This window comes from uncultured Campylobacter sp. (assembly GCF_938017705.1).
Classification (GTDB): domain Bacteria; phylum Campylobacterota; class Campylobacteria; order Campylobacterales; family Campylobacteraceae; genus Campylobacter_B.
Map to the genome: position 1 here is coordinate 1 of NZ_CALIIS010000200.1, position 2,007 is coordinate 2,007.

Here is a 2,007-nt window from a genome sequence, read left to right on the forward strand (position 1 = left end):
CGAGCCGAGCTTGGATCAGCCGATACTCAATGCTCGCATCGCAAATGATATCAAAGCGGATCTGGACGCGATGCTGCAAATCGTAAAAATTTTAAAGCTAAATGAAAAAATTTGGACGTCTTAACGGGCGCAAGGCGGAGCGAGGCAAGCGGGCGAAATAAGACAGGGCGAAGTAAGGCGAGTAGATGAAACGAGGCGGGATGAAGCAAAGCGATTAGATAAAACAAAGCGGAGCAGAATAGGCTGCTGAGGCAAAACACGCGAGCGCCGCGCAAGCGCGATAAAATTCCGCGCGGGATTGCGAAATTTAGTTGCGGGATAGAATTTTGCGCGGGGTTTCGGCAATATCGTGAAATTTCGCGCAAAATTTCGACGGCGTTTTACGTCGCGGCGGAGTCTTGTATAAAATTTCGGCGGAATTTTACGAAAAGTTAAAATTTGCTTGCTATTGAGAGATTTTTTTGATATACTGCCGTTTCTTTTTTGGCCCCGTAACTCAGTTGGTAGAGTGTCACCTTGACATGGTGGAAGTCGTTGGTTCGAGTCCAATCGGGACCACCACTTAAGCTGATTTTAAGTTATAATCACTTCATTTTCACGTTCACGCACAGCACCTGTCTTAAAATTTAGTTATTCCGACATCTTTCATTTTTATTTTAGATATAATTTTTCCAGAAATACTATGAGATCGATTAATCGATCAATGAGATGAATTTTTATCGCCAATCGATTAAATTTAGAAAGGAGTATCGGCGATATATGGGACAGTATGTTATAAAAACCTTAGATTACTGCACAGAAAAGGGGCTGCGGCTACAATGGGAAAAGGACTTCGCGATCTCCGTCAATGCTTTAGGAAACGAAGTTACTATAAGGGCGAATAAAAGCGGGCTTATATCTCTTGCCAGGCATCTGCTTACTTTAGCGCAAGATTCCGTGCCGAAACATTCGCATATACATCTGGATGAGTATAATTCGCTTGAGGAGGGCTCGGCGGAACTTATATTGGAGAAAATATGAACACGAACAGCTTCAATGTAGATGGAAAAAGTTATTATACCCCGCGATTGAAGCGAAGGGATCATATTTGACGGCGCTTTATGAATGACGATATAGTGCGCAAAAGGAGAATAAATCAGTGCTGCCGAATAAAATTTATATTAAAGACGATCCTCTAACTATCGATGAGGAACTTATGGGACACGAGTATCATAAATTAGATATTAAAATTCTAGAAGACAAAAAGCTTGTGGTATTGGGTTTTACTACGAATTTGGCTATGTATTATTTCGCAAAAAATATTTTAACATTCTCGTATAATGAAAGGGTCTCATACCTAGAGCTTTTTCCTTATGAATATTGGGTGGGAGGAGCGCGATTTGCAAAAAATAGCGCTCAACTATGTATAGATATAGAGGAATTTATCAAAATAGACGAAGCGGAGTGCTGCATAGCGGACGATATGGACAGGTATAAATTTGAGCTGGATTTTAAAACATTCTACCAAAGCGTTACATTTTATTTTCCTAGTACGAAGGATTATATAAATTTCGCCAAATATCTGCTAAGTATGAGTATCTACAATAGAAAAAATAGGGTAAAATTTTATAGCGAAGATTATACATTGATTTTACAATATTCTAGGTTTGTTATATGAGAAATTTAAAACGATCAAGAATAAAATTTATCTCTCATAAAGCCCAAATTTAAGGATCATACGGTATGGCGCAAAACGCTATAAATAAAGCAAAGCATAACGAAAAGGAGCGGCAAAATGCTAGATAGAATTGCCTCTTTTTAGACAGGCATAATGTGCTTCTTATATCTTATAAATTTTACGGTACATAAACATGTAAAAATAGGCGAGAAATATATTAAATTTGATGATGCGGGTAGTCTGTGGATATTGCCTGCAATCGTATTTTTAATAATGGGTATTTACGGCTTTTATTTCGCCTTCCGCTCTGAAAAGAGCATAAAAAGATACCCGCAATATATGTGGTGCAA

3 protein-coding genes and 1 tRNA gene are annotated in these 2,007 nt (G+C 38.5%); all 4 read left to right on the plus strand.

The genetic code is table 11. The annotated features are described in order from the left end of the window. The first annotated feature begins 485 nt into the window (after positions 1 to 485). Positions 486 to 561, plus strand: a tRNA-Val gene (locus Q0605_RS09115). Positions 562 to 759: 198 nt separating this feature from the next. Continuing rightward, the gene (locus tag Q0605_RS09120; RefSeq protein ID WP_298706388.1) at positions 760 to 1,020 is read left to right on the plus strand and encodes a hypothetical protein; all 261 of its coding nucleotides are present in this window, start codon (positions 760 to 762) and stop codon (positions 1,018 to 1,020) included. Positions 1,021 to 1,138: 118 nt separating this feature from the next. Beyond that, complete coding sequence (locus tag Q0605_RS09125) at positions 1,139 to 1,657, plus strand: hypothetical protein (protein WP_298706390.1); 519 nt, start codon at positions 1,139 to 1,141, stop codon at positions 1,655 to 1,657. Positions 1,658 to 1,810: 153 nt separating this feature from the next. Continuing rightward, positions 1,811 to 2,007: hypothetical protein (locus Q0605_RS09130; RefSeq protein ID WP_298706392.1), on the plus strand; the 197-nt coding region annotated here is incomplete at its 3' end.

Coding starts and splice junctions, on each gene's coding strand:
- Q0605_RS09120 (WP_298706388.1), top strand. CDS start 760: ATGGGACAGTATGTTATAAAAACCTTAGATTACTGCACAGAAAAGGGG.